The organism is Streptomyces sp. NPDC034037 (assembly GCF_055575715.1).
Window position 1 is genome coordinate 118,979 of sequence record NZ_JBVISC010000012.1, and the last position, 14,389, is coordinate 133,367.

General features: G+C 71.0%; 17 protein-coding genes. 9 read left to right on the plus strand and 8 right to left on the minus strand.

Annotated elements, in window-relative coordinates:
• Positions 1-41: 41 nt before the first annotated feature.
• The gene (locus tag ACZ516_RS31340) at positions 42-1,019 is read left to right on the plus strand and encodes an ATP-binding cassette domain-containing protein (RefSeq protein WP_469012947.1); all 978 of its coding nucleotides are present in this window, start codon (positions 42-44) and stop codon (positions 1,017-1,019) included.
• Positions 1,016-1,867 carry an ABC transporter permease gene (locus tag ACZ516_RS31345; RefSeq protein WP_469012949.1) on the plus strand — a complete coding sequence of 284 codons (852 nt, stop codon included), beginning with the start codon at positions 1,016-1,018 and terminating at the stop codon, positions 1,865-1,867. The genes ACZ516_RS31340 and ACZ516_RS31345 overlap by 4 nt, the downstream gene beginning before the upstream one ends.
• 78 nt (positions 1,868-1,945) lie before the next feature.
• On the opposite strand, the gene ACZ516_RS31350 is transcribed toward ACZ516_RS31345, so the two are convergent.
• Both ACZ516_RS31350 and ACZ516_RS31355 read right to left on the minus strand, forming a co-directional pair.
• A complete protein-coding gene (locus ACZ516_RS31350; RefSeq protein WP_469012950.1) occupies positions 1,946-2,143 on the minus strand; it encodes a DUF397 domain-containing protein in 198 nt (65 codons plus the stop codon).
• The gene (locus ACZ516_RS31355) at positions 2,140-2,967 is read right to left on the minus strand and encodes a helix-turn-helix domain-containing protein (protein ID WP_469012953.1); all 828 of its coding nucleotides are present in this window, start codon (positions 2,965-2,967) and stop codon (positions 2,140-2,142) included. The genes ACZ516_RS31350 and ACZ516_RS31355 overlap by 4 nt, the downstream gene beginning before the upstream one ends.
• Before the next feature lie 106 nt (positions 2,968-3,073).
• Here ACZ516_RS31355 and ACZ516_RS31360 point away from each other — a divergent pair, with 106 nt between their 5' ends.
• From ACZ516_RS31360 to ACZ516_RS31370, 3 genes are all read left to right on the plus strand, one after another.
• A complete protein-coding gene (locus ACZ516_RS31360) occupies positions 3,074-3,682 on the plus strand; it encodes a hypothetical protein (RefSeq protein WP_361077442.1) in 609 nt (202 codons plus the stop codon).
• Positions 3,679-4,035 (plus strand): hypothetical protein, encoded by a 357-nt coding sequence (locus ACZ516_RS31365; protein WP_469012956.1) that lies wholly within the window; start codon positions 3,679-3,681, stop codon positions 4,033-4,035. The genes ACZ516_RS31360 and ACZ516_RS31365 overlap by 4 nt, the downstream gene beginning before the upstream one ends.
• 184 nt (positions 4,036-4,219) lie before the next feature.
• Positions 4,220-4,549, plus strand: a complete 330-nt coding sequence (locus tag ACZ516_RS31370) for a hypothetical protein (RefSeq protein ID WP_469012957.1) — start codon at positions 4,220-4,222, stop codon at positions 4,547-4,549.
• A gap of 185 nt (positions 4,550-4,734) precedes the next feature.
• On the opposite strand, the gene greA is transcribed toward ACZ516_RS31370, so the two are convergent.
• Together greA and ACZ516_RS31380 are read right to left on the minus strand one after the other, a co-directional pair.
• Positions 4,735-5,232 (minus strand): transcription elongation factor GreA, encoded by a 498-nt coding sequence (gene greA / locus ACZ516_RS31375; RefSeq protein WP_469012958.1) that lies wholly within the window; start codon positions 5,230-5,232, stop codon positions 4,735-4,737.
• A gap of 165 nt (positions 5,233-5,397) precedes the next feature.
• A complete protein-coding gene (locus tag ACZ516_RS31380) occupies positions 5,398-5,856 on the minus strand; it encodes a DUF4307 domain-containing protein (RefSeq protein WP_361077430.1) in 459 nt (152 codons plus the stop codon).
• A 124-nt stretch (positions 5,857-5,980) separates the two neighbouring features.
• On the opposite strand from ACZ516_RS31380, the gene mca reads away from it, so the two are divergent.
• The 3 genes from mca (at position 5,981) to ACZ516_RS31395 (ending at position 7,541) form a co-directional block, all read left to right on the plus strand.
• Positions 5,981-6,862, plus strand: coding sequence for a mycothiol conjugate amidase Mca (gene mca / locus ACZ516_RS31385; RefSeq protein WP_358584739.1), 882 nt, complete (start codon positions 5,981-5,983; stop codon positions 6,860-6,862).
• Positions 6,863-6,881: 19 nt separating this feature from the next.
• On the plus strand, positions 6,882-7,136 hold the full coding sequence (locus ACZ516_RS31390; protein WP_469013055.1) for a hypothetical protein: 255 nt from the start codon (positions 6,882-6,884) through the stop codon (positions 7,134-7,136).
• 186 nt (positions 7,137-7,322) lie between these two features.
• The gene (locus tag ACZ516_RS31395) at positions 7,323-7,541 is read left to right on the plus strand and encodes a hypothetical protein (RefSeq protein WP_361077424.1); all 219 of its coding nucleotides are present in this window, start codon (positions 7,323-7,325) and stop codon (positions 7,539-7,541) included.
• Positions 7,542-7,644: 103 nt separating this feature from the next.
• Here the strand turns inward: ACZ516_RS31395 and ACZ516_RS31400 are convergent, their stop codons facing one another.
• Both ACZ516_RS31400 and ACZ516_RS31405 read right to left on the minus strand, forming a co-directional pair.
• Positions 7,645-8,853: a serine hydrolase domain-containing protein gene (locus tag ACZ516_RS31400; RefSeq protein WP_469012962.1), complete on the minus strand. Its 1,209-nt coding sequence runs from the start codon at positions 8,851-8,853 to the stop codon at positions 7,645-7,647.
• 180 nt (positions 8,854-9,033) lie between these two features.
• Positions 9,034-9,834, minus strand: a complete 801-nt coding sequence (locus tag ACZ516_RS31405) for a bestrophin-like domain (protein ID WP_469012964.1) — start codon at positions 9,832-9,834, stop codon at positions 9,034-9,036.
• Between the two features lie 206 nt (positions 9,835-10,040).
• On the opposite strand from ACZ516_RS31405, the gene ACZ516_RS31410 reads away from it, so the two are divergent.
• Positions 10,041-10,280 (plus strand): hypothetical protein, encoded by a 240-nt coding sequence (locus tag ACZ516_RS31410; protein ID WP_469012966.1) that lies wholly within the window; start codon positions 10,041-10,043, stop codon positions 10,278-10,280.
• Positions 10,281-10,400: 120 nt separating this feature from the next.
• On the opposite strand, the gene ACZ516_RS31415 is transcribed toward ACZ516_RS31410, so the two are convergent.
• Together ACZ516_RS31415 and ACZ516_RS31420 are read right to left on the minus strand one after the other, a co-directional pair.
• Entirely contained in the window at positions 10,401-13,703 is a 3,303-nt protein-coding gene (locus ACZ516_RS31415) for a tetratricopeptide repeat protein (protein WP_469012968.1), read from the minus strand.
• A 140-nt stretch (positions 13,704-13,843) separates the two neighbouring features.
• The gene (locus tag ACZ516_RS31420) at positions 13,844-14,377 is read right to left on the minus strand and encodes a hypothetical protein (protein WP_361077409.1); all 534 of its coding nucleotides are present in this window, start codon (positions 14,375-14,377) and stop codon (positions 13,844-13,846) included.
• Positions 14,378-14,389: the final 12 nt, after the last annotated feature.

A 14,389-nucleotide genomic window follows, 5' to 3' on the forward strand; every position in this document is an offset into this window, starting at 1 on the left:
CTTTTCCCCAGGAAGTCACCCACACCACTGGGAGAACCCACATGCCAGGCGCCATCTATGCCGAAGGTCTGGTGAAGACGTTCGGCGACGTAAGGGCACTGGACGGCGTCGATCTGGATGTCCCGGAAGGCACCGTGCTCGGACTCCTCGGGCCGAACGGCGCGGGGAAGACCACCGCGGTCCGCTGCCTGACGACGCTTCTGACACCCGACAGCGGCAAGGCCGTCGTCGCGGGGATCGACGTCCTCAAGCATCCGAACGAGGTGCGCAGGTCCATCGGCCTGTCCGGCCAATTCGCGGCCGTGGACGAGTATCTGACGGGCCGTGAGAACCTCCAGATGGTGGGCCGGCTCTATCAGATGAAGGCCAAGGAGGCCAAGGCGCGGGCGGCCGAGCTGCTCGACCGGTTCCACCTCGCCGACGCCGCCGACCGCCCCTCGAAGACGTACTCCGGCGGTATGCGCCGCCGCCTGGACCTGGCCGCCGCGCTCGTCGTCTCACCGCCCGTGATGTTCATGGACGAGCCCACCACCGGCCTGGACCCGCGCAACCGCCAGCAGCTCTGGGAGGTCATCCAGGAACTCGTCGCGGGCGGTACGACGCTGCTGCTGACCACCCAGTACCTCGAAGAGGCCGACCACCTCGCGCACGACATCTGCGTCGTCGACCACGGCCGCGTCATCGCCCGCGGCACCTCCGACGAGCTCAAGGCCAGGACCGGCGGCGAGCGCGTCGAGGTCGTGGTGCACGAGCGTGAGCGCATGGCGGACGCCTCCGAGGTCCTGCGCGCCTTCGGCAAGGGCGAGGTGACCGTCGCCGAGCACACGCGCAAGCTGACCGTGCCCGTCACGGGTGGCGCCAAGCTGCTCGCCGAGGTCATCCGCGAGCTGGACGTCCGGGGCGTCGAGATAGACGACATCGGTCTGCGCCGCCCCACCCTGGACGACGTCTTCATCTCCCTCACCGGCCATGTCGCGGAGGGCGCCGAGAACACCCAGAACACGGAGGGCGGCTCATGAGCACCGTCACCGACGCCATGCGCACGACGGGCCCCCGGCCCGCGGGGGGCATCGGCCAGTCCATCAGGGACTCCCTGGTCTTGGCCAAGCGGAACCTGATCCGCATGTCCCGAATCCCCGAAATGATCCTTTTCGGGCTCATCCAGCCGGTCATGTTCGTGGTGCTGTTCAGCTACGTCTTCGGCGGCTCCATGAAGATCGGCACCAGCACCGACCCGTCCGTCTACCGCAACTTCCTGATGGCGGGCATCTTCGCGCAGACCGTCACCTTCGCCACCGCGGGCGCCGGCGCGGGCATCGCCGACGACATGCACAAGGGCCTCGTCGACCGCTTCCGATCGCTGCCCATGGCGCGCGGCGCGGTCCTCACCGGCCGCACCATCGCCGACCTCGTGCAGACCGCGCTGACACTGCTGGTCCTCGCGGTCGTGGCGCTGCTCGTCGGCTGGCGCGCCCACGAGGGGATCGCGAAGGCGCTCGGCGCGTTCGGGCTGCTGCTCCTGCTCGGCTACGCCTTCACCTGGGTCGGCGCGCTCATCGGCCTGACCGTGCGCACCCCGGAGGCGGCCACCTCGGGCGGCCTGATCTGGCTCTTCCCGGTCACATTCATCTCGAACGCGTTCGTGGACTCCCGCCAGATGACGCCATGGTTGCGCCATGTCGCCGACTGGAACCCCTTCAGCGCGACCGTCCAGGCCTGCCGCGAACTGTTCGGCAACCCGGGCGTCTCGACGTCCACGGCCTGGCCCATGCAGCACCCGGTCTGGGCCTCGGCGCTCTACTCGATCCTGATCATCCTGCTCTTCCGCACGCTGGCGGTCCGCAAGTACCGCTCGGCGACGGCCTGACGGCCTGACGGGCAGCGCCGGACGACGAGAGCCCCCGTCACGGATATGGACGGGGGCTCTTGCTTTGGGCGTATGGGGTCAGCGCGTGGTGCCGCCCACAGCGCCCACGAAGACGTTCCACGCGGTGTCGGAGATCGCCAGAGCGGGGCCTTCGGGGTTCTTGCTGTCCCGGACGGGGACGATGCCGCGCGAGGCGACCAGATTGACGGCGACCTCAACGCACTGGCCGCCGTTGTCGCTGTACGAAGACGTGAACCACTGCGGGTTGTCGGTCACGAGGTGCCCCTTCGAAGTTCTTCGATCATGGCCACGGAAGCCCTCTGCGAGAGCGCTTCGGTCTGCAACTGATGGTAGGCCGTAAGCCTTGGCAGTACGAACGTGCTTTCCCGCTCCAGGTGGCTGTGCTGGGCGGATTCGGCATAGGACAGGAGGGAGCGGTCGGCCAGCGTGAGGACGGTGATGGGGAGATTGAACGGACGCCGTGCCCCCATGGTGAACGGGGCGACTTGCAGCGCGGTGTGCGGCAGCTCGGCGAACTCCAGCAGCTGGGCCAGCTGCTCATCCATGAGCGCCGAGTTGCCGATGGGACGGCGAAGGCAGCTCTCGTCGAGGACGGCCAGGACCAGAGGTGGCGGCGTCCTGATGAGCGACGCCTGACGCTCCGTGATGAGCGAGACCCGTTCGTGCGCCTGATCGTCGGTGATCGCACCCCTTTTGACCGCGCTGGCGGCCAACGCCTCGGCGTATTCCGGTGTCTGCAGGAGACCAGGGATGACGCCCACTTCGTACAGCCGGATCTCCGCGGCTTGCCGCTCGTAGCCGAGGTACTCGGGAAAACCCTCCAGCAGTGCCGTGTCCCGCGCGGCCCGGCCCTGCCGTTCGAACTTGTCCCCCGTACCGAACACCTTGTCGGCTCTTGCCGAGAAGCGGGGAGTTGGGGGGCGCCGACCAGTTTCCACGGCGGAGATGTGCGTCCCGGAGTAACCCATGCGGGCGCCGAGGTCATCCTGCGTCCAGCCCCGCTCATCCCGCGACCTGCGCAGGCGTTCACCGAACGCCGCGATGGGCGATTCCTCGGGGTTCAGATCTTTTCGGTTCACTGCTTCCCGCCCAACTACCCGTGCGAAGCCTGCAAGTTGAGGACATGGCAAGGGTAGGCCACGCTGAGCCACCTGAGTAGCGGAACGGCTACGGAGAGGAGTGGCGATGGATTCCCCTCGGGAGACGTGTCCCACGCGGTTCGCCATCAGCGAGGACGCGAACGTGGCCCAGGCGACCCTGGAAGCGCTGAGAAAGGTGCTCCTTGACGGCGGTACCCCCCTGCCGGAAATTCGCGTGGACTGGCTGAGCGAGGAGCCCCGCATCGTGCTGGGGTCGGTCAGCCTGGCGCAGGCGCACACCCTGGGCCGGCGGCTGAGCGAAACGTATGTTCCGCCGCGGGTGCGGAAGTTCGCGCCGGACGAGGAGATCTGGGACTCGGGGCGCGGGGTGTTCGCCAGGGTGATCAGCTGCCACGGCGACACACTCCGCATCCAGGACAGGGACGGGCGTAGCCGTGACGTGCCGGCGGGCCGCTGCGCACCGGCACATGCCGCTGCGGTGCACGCCGCGCCCAGCGGCACCGTCCCCACGACGGTGGACGGGGACAGCGTCCAGGAGGGCGACTACATCTGGGTGGCCGGGGCGTACCGCCGGGTCGAGGCCAAACGACCGGGCACATCCCTGGGCGGACGGGTGCTCACCCTCACAGACCACGGCCTGTGGGTCATCACGGGCCCCAGAACAGCACACCGCCCGGTGGTACCGGTCTCATGAGTCACCCGAGGCCGTTCCAGACGCGAGACCCCCGCCAGATCCTCGGGGACAGGTATGACGCCTACCTGGAAACCTTCGTGGAGAACGCCCAAAGAGTGCAGGATCTCCCCCGGGGGAGCGATCAGCTGGCGGCCCTGGCCCATCAGGTGCACGACGATCTGATCCACCTGCTCAGGATGGACATCGGTCAGTACGAGACGCCCATCATCGCCGCGAAGCGCGCCGAGGCCGAGGTCGAGGCGTCGAGGTACTCCGCACAGACCGACGACGAGACGCTCCACCAACACGCGTGCAGGACGGCCGAGTACGTGCGCTTGCTGGTACTCCTCGCCCGAACCCCGAGGCCCCTGTGAACGGCCGCCGGGTGGCCGTGGCGGGCACCGCCCTGATCCTGGCCGCCATCGGGTTCTTCATCGCGGCTGTCTCCATGCGATGAGGCAGACAGCCACGGGACTGCTCACGCGTCTGCGTCCGGCTCGCCGCGCCGGCGGCCCCGCGCTGCTCGAACGGCCAGGCAATCGGCTTCACACTCACCACTTGGACCGCACCGTGGAAGGCGCATGCATGGAGTACGACTACCCACTCGTAGGCCGCTCCCACTGGGCCCTCGCTGACCGCGAAGCCGCGGAGGACGTAGGCACCGCATTTGTGAACGCCTTTCGCCGCATGGGCGTCGACTTCGATGACATCGGCCTGGAGCCGCCCATCGACTGTAGGGCGAAGCCGCGACCCCGGTGCTGCGCGGTGGACGAATACCGGATCGCATTGGGCCGGATCACGCTGGACGATGCGAAACGCATGACGGCGCGGGTGACAGTACTCCTGGACGAGCTGGCCGGGTACCGCGCGGGGCCGGGCAACCCCTGAGTCACCCGCTTTCGCTGAGGGCGTTTGGAAGGAATTCCCCACGGTGCGTCAAGGCGGACCCAGGCGCCCTTCGGCGAGGACCGGGTCCGGCTGCCCCGGCGAGGGCCGGACACAGCACGGGCCCCCGTACCTGACCGAGGTGCGGGGGCCCGTGTCCTGTCTGCTGCTTGGCTCTGCGGTGCGGCTCAGGCCTGGTACGGCTTGGCTTCCAGGATCTTGACGGCGGCGCGCTTGCCGTTCGGCAGTTCGTACTGCGCGTTCTCGCCGACCTTCTTGCCGTTCACCCCGCTGCCCAGGGGGGACTGCGGCGAGTACGTCTCGATCTCGTCGCTCGCGTACTCCCGGGAGGCGAGCAGGAACGTCAGGGTGTCGTCCTCGTCGCCGTCGAAGGCGATGGTCACGACCATGCCGGGCGCCACCACACCGTCGGCGGCCGGGGCCTCGCCGACCTTGGCGGTCTCCAGGAGCTGGGTCAGCTGGCGGACGCGGAGCTCCTGCTTGCCCTGCTCCTCCTTCGCCGCGTGGTACCCGCCGTTCTCGCGCAGGTCCCCCTCCTCGCGTGCTGCCGCGATCTTGGCCGCGATCTCGGTGCGCGCGGGACCAGACAGGTGCTCCAGCTCGGCCTTGAGCTGGTTGTACGCCTCCTGGGTCAGCCAGGTGACGTTCTCGCTGGTCTGGGTCACAGGTGCTCCTCGTAGGTACTGGGAATACAAAGCATCGCCCTACCCAGAAGCATGTTCCTTCACGGGTGGGCGAAACCACGAGCCTAACAATTCAGGCGCTCCATGGGGAGGACATAACCCCCCAGAAATGCGTCCACGCAGGTGAGCGACCCAAACCCCGGTCTCTCAGTCGGAGTGGCAGCCCAGCAGCTCGACGCTGGTCGCCTTCTGGGTCGTACGCAGCGTGACGACCTTGTCGATACGGCCCCGGTGCTGGTCGAAGCGGAAGTCGGCGCGGCCGACCTCGGTGCCGGACTCGGCCTGTGAGCGCAGGGTGCAGTAGCCCTTGGCGTCGGCGTCCTTGCGCACCTCCAGGTGCGCCTCGACGGTCGTGGCCGAGACGACGTCGAACTTGATGACCTCGGCGCTGAGCTTCGTACCGTTGATGTAGTCGTAGCCGAACCAGCCGATGACGCCGAGCAGGACGACGCCGAGCACGGAGCCGACGATCTTCAGCTTGCGGTCGGCGGCCTCGTCGGCCGTGCGCGAGCGGCCGTACCGGCCTTGGGGGAGCCCCTCGGCCGGGCCCTCGGCCGAACCGTCGGCAGGGACCTCGGAAGGGCCCTCGGAAGGCTTCGAACCCACCGCCGCCATGATCGTCCTCCAGGAACAGGGGATGCCGGAATTTTCCGCCCCCCGGTTCCGTCACTATAGAAGCCGGTCGTTGCGCCGGATCACCGAGGGCGCCCAAAAACTTGAGGATCGAGTCTTGACTGAGCAGCTTCGATTGATGGCCGTGCACGCCCACCCCGACGACGAGTCGAGCAAGGGCGCGGCCACCATGGCCAAGTACGTGTCCGAGGGGGTGGACGTGCTCGTCGTGACCTGTACGGGCGGGGAGCGCGGCGACATCCTCAACCCGAAGCTCCAGGGTGACACCTACATCCAGGAGCACATCCACGAGGTGCGCAAGAAGGAGATGGACGAGGCGCGCGAGATCCTCGGCGTCAAGCAGGAGTGGCTCGGCTTCGTCGACTCGGGGCTGCCCGAGGGCGACCCGCTGCCGCCGCTGCCCGAGGGCTGCTTCGCGCTGGAGGACGTCGACAAGGCCGCCGGCGAGCTGGTGCGCCAGATCCGCTCCTTCCGTCCGCAGGTCATCACGACGTACGACGAGAACGGCGGGTATCCGCACCCCGACCACATCATGACCCACAAGATCACGATGGTGGCGTTCGACGGCGCGGCCGACCCGGAGAAGTACCCGGAGAGCGAGTACGGCCCGGCCTTCCAGCCGCAGAAGCTCTACTACAACCAGGGCTTCAACCGCCCGCGCACCGAGGCGCTGCACCAGGCGATGCTCGACCGCGGCCTGGAGTCGCCGTACGGGGACTGGCTCAAGCGGTGGGACGAGTTCGAGCGCGTCGAGCGCACGCTGACCACGCACGTGCCGTGCGCGGAGTTCTACGAGATCCGCGACAAGGCGCTGATCGCGCACGCCACGCAGATCGACCCCGACGGCGGCTGGTTCCGCGTCCCGATGGAACTCCAGAAGGAGGTCTGGCCCACGGAGGAGTACGAGCTGGCGAAGTCGCTCGTCGATACGTCCCTCCCCGAGGACGACCTCTTTGCGGGCATCCGCGACAATGCCTAGCGTGAACGCACATCTGGCAATGACGCATCTCGTCCCTCTTGCCAAGGAGGTCGACGACGACAAGGTGACCCCCGGCGTCCTCGGCTTCATCGTCTTCGCGGTGATGGCCCTGGCGGTGTGGGGCCTGATGAAGTCGATGAACCGGCACATGCGGAAGGTCGACTTCGAGGAGCCGGAGCCGGAGCCCCAGGCGGGATCGGGCAAGCAGCCGGTCGGCGCGGTGGCCGGCGAGGTCGCCGCACCCGAGAAGAAGCTCCCCGGCGCGGGGAAGTAGCCGCGGTCCGGTTGCCCGGCGCGCCCGCTCCCCGCGCGGCGTGAAGGGCCCGGCCGCTCAGAGAAGGGGCCGGGCTGGTGCGGCCTCACACGGTCGCGCGCCGCTTCACGCCGCCTCATGCTCGTGGAGCGGGAGAAACTCGTGCGCCCGGGCTAGCCGCACGGTGTTCGTGGGTAGCTTTCGCGCATGAGTGATGTCGTGGACTCCGACGAACTGTTGCGCAGGATTCGCAGGGCCCGGGACTGGGCCCGGCAGGAGGAGGGGCGCTGGCGGGCGCGGGCCGGTGACGGGGGGAGTCAGGGGCCGGGCGGGGCGGCGGACGCGGAGGTCTGCGTCGTCGCGTACGAGGCCGTCAGGAAGGTGCTGGACGAGATCGTCGATCCGGGGACGAACGCCTTCGACTAGCGGGGTCTTCGCCGGGTGAGGGTCCCGACGTCGGCCTCGGAAGATCCACCGGGCGTAGGCCTGACCCCCGTGCGCGGCCCCGCCGGCGCCCTGCGGTGGTCGGTCAGCGGCACAGGGCCGTGTCCACCGCCTTCTCGACCCGGCCCATCGTCGTCGGGTCGGTCGGCTGGGTGGTCACCGCTATGTTCGCGGCGCGGCCGCCCTCGGTGACGCCGCCCCGCGTCTCGTAACCCGTCATGCTGCCGCCGTGGCCCCAGTAGACGCCCCCGCACGACAGCGGGGTGCTCACGAGGCCGAGGCCGTAGCGGGCGCCGGCGGCGAAGGGGTGGCCGGCCGGGACGGTGGTGCGCATCTGGGCGAGCTGGGCGTCCGGCAGGAGGCGGCCGTCCAGGAGCGCGGTGAAGAAGCGGTTCAGGTCGGAGTTGGTGGACACCAGCTGGCCGGCGGCCCAGGCCCAGGAGGGGTCCCATTCGGTGGCGTCGAGCAGCGGCGTACCTGGGGCGTTCTGGTGGTAGCCCTTGGGGTGGCGTTCGTGGAGGGTCACGTCACCGGGCGCGGGGAAGTAGGTGTGGCGCAGCCCGAGCTTCTCGATGACGCGCCGGTCGATCTCCTCGGCGAGGGAGTGCCCGGTGACCTTTTGGACGATCAGGCCGGCCAGTACGTAGTTCGTGTTGCTGTAGTGCCACTTCTTGCCGGGCTCGGACTCGCCCTTGTGCGCCAGGGCCCGGTCGAGCAGTTCGCGGGGCTCGTAGGGCCGTATCTCGTCGTCGAGGTGGGGGACGTAGTCGGGGAGGCCGCTGGTGTGCTGCAGGAGGTGGCGGACGGTGATGCGGCTCCCGTCGATGTCCTCGCCGCGGACCAGGCCCGGCAGGTAGGTGTCGACCGGGTCGTCCAGGCGGATCCGGCCCTCGCCGACCAGTTGCAGCACGACCACCGCGGTGAACGCCTTGGTGTTGCTGCCGATCCGCACCTGACCGTCCCTCGGCACCTTCGCACCGGTGGCCAGGTCCCCGACGCCCGCGGTGTAGGTACGGGTGTGGCCCTCGCGCTCCTTGACGCTCGCCAGTGCGGCCGGCACGGCGCCGTCGCGCACCAGCGCGTCCAGGCTCCGCTGGACGGGGTCCTGCCGGGCGGTGGCGGGCTCCGCGTGAGCGGCGGGTGCGGCGGGTGCGGCGGACGCCGCGGGCTGGGCCAGGGCGCCGAGCGTCAGCACGCCGAGGGCCAGCGCGGCCGTCGCGGTCACGCGCCGGCCGTTCCGTCCGCCGTTCGGCCGGCCGGGGGTACGGAACTTCTGCCACGCCTGCTCACGCATCGCGCCAACTCCTGGAGATCGAGGGGAGACCGGCGGCGTCCGCGCCGGGCCCCATCAGGATGTCCGGCCGCGAGGGTCCACCACGATCCTGCTGCCGCCCGACTTCCGGTGGGGCTAGCCCCAGTAAGGACCGAGGGCCAAGGGTCCGGGGTCGAGGGTGGCTGGTGGTGTCTGCGCAGGTCAGGTCGTGCGGCGGTTGCCCTTGGCGTCGCAGGGCAGTTCGGCGGCGGTGTGGTGGGCGAGGAAGTCGCGCTGCGCCTGGTGTTCGACCTCGGTGATCGCGGTGGGCTCGACGTCGATGATGCCGCCGAAGGGCCGGTCCACGTCACGGATGATGCACAGCGTGGTGGTGAGCAGCGCGGTGATCACAACGAGCGTGGTCAGCTGGCCGCGGCTGTTCCTGCGGGGGATGCAGATGCCGAGTGCGATCACGGTGATGGCGAGGGTGGCCAGCAGGAACCAGAGGATGGCGCCGGGGATGCTGGCGGTCGCCTGCGTGAGGCGTTCCTCGCGCTCGTCGGAGCGTTTGTGGTCGGCGCCGACCAGCATGCCGAAGGCGGGCTTGCCCTGGAGGGTGCGGAACGTCTGCCGGAGGTCCGTCGACCACACGCTGGGCGCGCGCGAACCCTTGCCGTCGGCCATGGCGGGCCACTCCTGCGTGCGCACCGCGCGGGCGTAGCAGACGGCGTCGGCGTGGATCCGCCCCCGCTGGGGCTCGGGCGTGTACTCGGCGGTCTCCACGAGCTGGTCCAGGGCGCGGGCCTCGCCGCGGGAGGAGACTTCCGCCTTGCCGTAGGAGCCGTTGGCGGTGACCAGGACGAAGGCCAGCAGCAGGACGGTCAGCGTCAACAGGGGGCCGACGAGGTCCTTCACGGCCATACCGGTGTCGTCGTCCTCGCTGAGCAGCCGGGGCCGCAGGAACTGGTTGGCGGCGAGCCCGACGAGCAGGGCGAGCACGGCGACGACGATGACGAGGATCACGGCTGTGCACCTTCGAGTGGCGGGCGGGCCCGGAACCGGGGGAGCCGGTGATCCTTTCCCGCTCCTCGCCGCGCCTGAGCGGCACAACCGTTCGCCGCCTCCGTACGAGGGACCCGGCCTTGCGCCGGATGAAGGGCCCCGCAGACGATGACGTAGATCTTCTACGTCCCGTGCGCGGGGTCCCGTGACCGGGGTAGCGGGAGGCGGTGGAGCTCTCGAAGCGGACGAAGAACGCGTTGGGTGTGGCGGCGCTGTATGTGTTCGCCGTGCTGGTCGTGCGGTTTGCCGACGGCGGTACGAGTTGGTGGACGGCGCTGCTGTTCGGCCTCGTGGTGACGCCCCTGACCCTGTGGGCGGCGTGGCTGCGCCGCCGGATGATCGAGTGGGGGGCGGAGTACGGTCGTAGGCGGCTGCGGCCGTGGCCGGAGGAGCGGCGTCGCGGGTGAGTGGCGTCGCCGTTGCCGGTGGGCGTGGGGGAGCGGCGTCTCCGGTCGGCGCGGAGGGACGGCGTCCCCGGTCAGCGACCATGCGCCCCCCGGCGCCAACACACGCCCACCCGCGCCCCCTCACCCGGCCGCCCCTGGCACCTCCGCCCCCGACACCTCCGAGCCCGACCCCGTTGCCGGCACCTCCACCCCCATGACCTCCCGCGCGTGGCGGTTCGGGACCATGCCGAGGCGCCAGGCCTGCCAGCCCGTCTCCAGGTCCGCGCCGCGCTCCAGGAGCAGGGCGTAGGCCTGGAAGTAGTCGGCGAGCTTGCCGTCCCGCGTGGGGTGGTCGGCGCGGGCGAGGCGGTTCAGCTCCTCCTGGGCGACCGCCGTGCCGATCTCCCAGCCGCCCGGCGAGGCGTACGGCAGCAGGGTGCAGCGCAGGAAGCCGGCCCAGTCGCCGCCGCGCCGGTCGCCGTACGAGGCGAACAGCTCCGCCGCCTCGTCGCAGAGGGCGAGCGCCTGCTGCGTACGGTTGTTGCCCGCGTCCACGACCGCCAGCTCCAGGCACGTCCACGCCTCGCCGTGCGCGACGCCGATCCGCTGGAAGTCGGCGCGGGCGTCCACCAGGAGCTGGCGCGCGAAGCCGGAGTTGCGCAGCGAGCCGGTCTGGGCGGCACGCTGGTCGCGGGTGACGCGCGCGGAGTGGTGCCGGGCGCACGCCAGCCCGTACACGTCCCGCATCCGCGAGAACATCGTGCGGGCCCGCTCCAGCTCCCGTACCGCCTGATCGAGGCTGCCGGTCTCCTCCAGGGCCTGGCCGAGGTAGTACAGGGTCCACGCCTCCCCGCGCGCGTCCTCGTTCTCGCGGTGCCGGGAGACCGCCTGGCGCAGGCCGTCCACGGCGGGTGAGGGGTCGCCGTCCACCAGCCGGGCCCGCGCGAGCTGCGTCATGGCCCACGCCTCGCCCCGCTGGTCGCGGGTGCGTCCGTACAGTTCGAGGGCGGCGCGCAGCTCGCTCTCCGCGCTCGGTACGTCGCCCATGCGCAGCCGCAGCTGGCCGAGCTGGAAGTGCGTCCACGCCTCGCCGTGCACGGAGCCGCCGGCGCGGTGCAGCGTGAGCGCCCGCTCCAGCATGTCGAGCGCGTGTGCGAGGTGGGCGCGGTCGCGCTCGACGGCCGCGAGCGCGTGCAGGGTCCAGGCGCGGTCGCCCGCCAGTTCGTCGGCGGCCTGGAGGTCCAGCGCCTCGGTGAGCCGGGCCGCGGCCTCCGTGAGGTTGCCCTGGTGGTGCAGCGTGATGCCGAGGGAGCCGAGCGCGCGGGCGGCGGCCGCGTCCTGGTGGGCCTCGAAGTAGAGGTCGACGACGGAGTTCAACGTGGTGCGCGACTGGTCCAGTTCGCCGAGCTGGCGGGCCGCGATGCCCGTGCGCCACTGCACGCTGCGGCCGAGCGGGCCCTGGTCGATGGACTGGGTGAGTTCGTTGATCTCGCCGAGGCGGTAGAGGTCGCCGCGCAGCAGGCAGTAGTCGCACAGGGCGCCCAGGAGATTGAGCACGGCCCGCTGGTCGACGCCCTCGGCGTGCCGCAGCGCGGCGGTGATGAACGTCGACTCGTCGTCCAGCCAGCGCAGCGCCGCGTCGAGGGAGGCGAAACCGTGCTGCCCGAAGTGGTCCGCCCTGGTGGACGTCTTGCCGTCGACCAGGCGGATCACCGTGTCGGCCAGCTCGCCGTAGCTGACGATGAGCCGCTCCTGCGCGGCCGTGCGCTCGGCGGGCTCCTCCTCGTCCAGGAGACGGGCCAGGGCGAAGGAACGTACGAGATCGTGCAGACGGTAGCGGCCGCCCCGGAGCCGGTCGACCAGGCCCGCGTCGGAGAGCGAGGTCAGCCGGCGGCCCGCCTCCTGCTCGTCGGTGGCGAGCAGCGCCGCCGCGGCGGCCGGTCCCAGCGAGGCGCGCCCGGCGAGCGCGAGCCGCCGCAGCAGCCGCTGGGCCTGCTCGGGCTGGTCGGTGTAGCGCAGCCACAGGACGCGCTCGACGGGACCGACCTTGCCGACGGGCCCGTACGCGGCCAGATCGGCGGCCAGCCGACGCGGGGAGCGGGGTCCGAGCGAGGAGCCCGCGGCGCGCAGCGCGAGCGGCAGGCCGCCACACAACTCCCGTACGGCTTCGGCTGATTCGGCGTCGTAGGGTCCGGACAGATCCTCGGCGGACTCGCGCAGCAGTTCCTCGGCGCCCGCCTCGTCCAGCGCCTCGACGGGGAGCCGGTGCACCCAGGCGGGCAGGTCCGCGGGCAGCTCCAGCGGCTCGCGGGCGGTGATCAGGACCAGGCTGTCGGAGCGCTCGGGTATGAGGGTGCGGACCTGTTCGGCGTCGGCGGCGTCGTCCAGGACGACCGTGACCGCGAGGCCCGTCAGATACTGGTGGTACAGCTCGCTCAGCCGTTTGACCTGCTGCTCCTGGGAGGAGCCGCCCGCCGCTGCCGCCTGCGCCCGGGCAGGGGGGACGCCGATCCGGAAGAGAAGCTGATCGCGCGGGGCCCCCAACCGGTTCAGCAGGTGCAGCAGCGCGTCACGCGTGGACAGCGGACTCTCCCCGGGGGCGTCGCCGCGCAGGTCCACCACGCACGCGCCCCGGAACTGGTCCCGCAGATCGTGCGCCGCCCGCACCGCCAGCGAGGACCTGCCCGAGCCCGGCGCGCCGTGCAGCACGACGACCGTGGGCCGGGTGTCGGTGCTGGCCCGCGCCGCGTGCACCCAGCGGGCGATCTGCGCCAGCTCGGCCCTGCGCCCGGCGAAAGGCCCGGCGACCTCGGGGAGTTGGGCGAAGGACTGCTCCAGCACGGAACGCCTGCGCGCCGCCGCGCTCTTGTCCGTGCCGCGCAGCTGGGGCGTCGCCTTCTTCGTCGTACGGGTGCCCGTGGCGGCGGCGAGGAGCCGCTGCTGGTCGAGGAAGGGCCGGATGCCCCGCACCTCCAGCGCGGTCAGCCACTGGAGCCGCAGCTGCTCGGCGCCGCCGGGCCGGCTGAGCGCCCCGGCGCGGCGGCCGGCGGCCGGCACGTGGGAGGCCGTCACCTTCAGGACGGTGGCCGCCGCGCCCGCCACGGCGACGATCGCGCCGGTGCCCAAAGCCGTGCCGGCGCCCGTGCCGAACGACAGGTCGCAGACCCCGGCGGCGACGGCGGCGACCACCGCCACCAGCAGCGGCGTCCCGGCGCCCTCGCGGGCGTAGCGCTGCCCGAAGGTGAGCTGCCCGGCGTCGGCCTCGTCGAGCGCCCGGGTGTACGTCTCGTACTCCTCGGCGGCCGTACGCGCCATGGCGTCGAGCGACCCGCGCGCCCGCGCGAGCAGGACGCCCCCGTCGACGCGCCCGCCCGAACGCCGCACCTCCTCCTCCACGGCCCGAGCCAACAGCCGCTCGGCCTCGGCCCGATGGCTGTCCCGCATATGGGTCCCCCTCCGAGAGCAACGGTCACCAGCGGTCACAAGTGTCGTGCGTACACGCCTCCGGCGCGAGGGAGTCGGCGGATCAGGGCCCGGCGCACGCTGACCGGGCGTCCGGTGCACGCGCCTGACGGGGCCGGGTGCTACCCGTCCGTACGGCGCAGGAACCGCCAGCCCAGTACGGCCAGGGCCAGCGTCTGCCCGAGCGAAGCGAGCACGAGCAGGGGCTGAACGACGGCGGAGCACCAGAACGCGGTCGTGCAGACCATGGGCAGGACCAGGTACGTGAACAGGTCCACCGCGGTCTGCAGCCGCTTGCGCACGGCGCGGCCCGCGACGCTGCGGTGGTAGACCTCCCACTCGAACAAAGCACCCTGGGCCGAGGTGAGTTCCCCCAGGCGGGGGCCCAGCCGGTCGCGGACGTAGTGGCCGATCACCGAGATCTTCTCGTCGTTGACCAGGTAGGTCCAGCCCAGGATCAGACAGATCGCGGGGACGGAGAGCAGCAGCCGGGACCGGCCGCTCTGGGCGGTGATGGCCACGATCGCGGTGGCGGCGGCGAGCGTGAAGTAGAGCAAGTTGTCGCGGAACCCTATGCGGGTCTTCTGTTCCTCCTTGAGCCGGTCGTACTCGGCCAGCAGGATTTTGCTCTCGGTGACGTCATCCGTGGAGGTCACAGGCGCTCCTCT

Bases quoted from the DNA above. Each gene is read 5' to 3' on its own strand.
- ACZ516_RS31340 (WP_469012947.1), top strand. From the start codon at position 42: ATGCCAGGCGCCATCTATGCCGAAGGTCTGGTGAAGACGTTCGGCGAC.
- ACZ516_RS31345 (WP_469012949.1), top strand. From the start codon at position 1,016: ATGAGCACCGTCACCGACGCCATGCGCACGACGGGCCCCCGGCCCGCG.
- ACZ516_RS31360 (WP_361077442.1), top strand. From the start codon at position 3,074: ATGGATTCCCCTCGGGAGACGTGTCCCACGCGGTTCGCCATCAGCGAG.
- ACZ516_RS31365 (WP_469012956.1), top strand. From the start codon at position 3,679: ATGAGTCACCCGAGGCCGTTCCAGACGCGAGACCCCCGCCAGATCCTC.
- ACZ516_RS31390 (WP_469013055.1), top strand. From the start codon at position 6,882: ATGACGCATCTCGTCCCTCTTGCCAAGGAGGTCGACGACGACAAGGTG.
- ACZ516_RS31395 (WP_361077424.1), top strand. From the start codon at position 7,323: ATGAGTGATGTCGTGGACTCCGACGAACTGTTGCGCAGGATTCGCAGG.
- ACZ516_RS31400 (WP_469012962.1), bottom strand. From the start codon at position 8,853: ATGCGTGAGCAGGCGTGGCAGAAGTTCCGTACCCCCGGCCGGCCGAAC.
- ACZ516_RS31415 (WP_469012968.1), bottom strand. From the start codon at position 13,703: ATGCGGGACAGCCATCGGGCCGAGGCCGAGCGGCTGTTGGCTCGGGCC.